Annotated in this window: 1 protein-coding gene; it reads left to right on the top strand. The window is 62.2% G+C overall.

From position 1 onward, the window contains the following. Positions 1 to 386 precede the first annotated feature (386 nt). Positions 387 to 923 (top strand): flagellin N-terminal helical domain-containing protein (locus AC0L20_RS39575; RefSeq protein ID WP_473295600.1); only part of this gene is annotated, 537 nt, incomplete at its 3' end.

Below are 923 nucleotides of genomic sequence, written 5' to 3'. Positions count from 1 at the left end.
GGTCTCCGCGCTGTCGCTGGCCAACCAGTCGCAGCAGAGCGTGCTGCAGCTGCTCCGCTAACAAGCGGACGACATCGTAAGCAAAATCCGGCGGCGGGGCTTCGGCCCCGCCGCTTTTTTTGCGCGTCAGCTGTCATTCGAGCAGCCGCGCGACGCTCTGAAAAGTAACCAGCGGTTATGGTTAATGGAGAGTAAGCGCGGATAAATGCCAATGATTTCAGCCTGATTGCTGGCCGCGACCACGCCTTCCCCGCGCTTATGGTGAACCCGCGCTTAATGCGGGCGCGTGTCGTTTCACCCTTTGTTAGCCATGTCGCGGCACGCTGTCCCCGTCACTCGATCCGAAGCGATCGAACGAAGACGCGTAAACCAGAAGGGTAAGAGTCATGTCCGGTATTGTTCTCTCTGCGTCGGTTCGTCAGAACCTGCTGTCTCTCCAGTCCACCGCTGATCTTCTCGCCACCACACAGAACCGTCTGTCGACCGGCAAGAGCGTCAATTCAGCCCTGGACAATCCCACCAACTTCTTCACCGCACAGTCGCTCGACAACCGCGCCAGCGACATCAACAATCTGCTCGATGGCATCGCCAACGGCGTGCAGGTGCTGCAGGCCGCCAACACCGGTCTGACCTCGCTGCAGAAGCTGATCGACAGCGCCAAGTCGATCGCCAACCAGGCGCTGCAGACCACCGTCGGCTACTCCACCAAGTCCAACGTCTCCACCACGATCGCGGGTGCGACTGCGGCCGATTTGCGTGGTACGACCTCCTTTGCGAGCGCCACCGCGAGCAGCAACGTGCTGTATAACGGCACCGCTGGCGGCACCACTGCGGCGACTGGCACCACGACCCTCGGCGCCACCATCGGCTCCTTCACCGGCACCACGGCAACGACCGGCGCCGGCGGCACCACGGCGCTGACC

It is taken from the genome of Bradyrhizobium sp. Kon58, from assembly GCF_055807455.1.
This window is presented reverse-complemented; position numbering and strand designations above follow the sequence as displayed.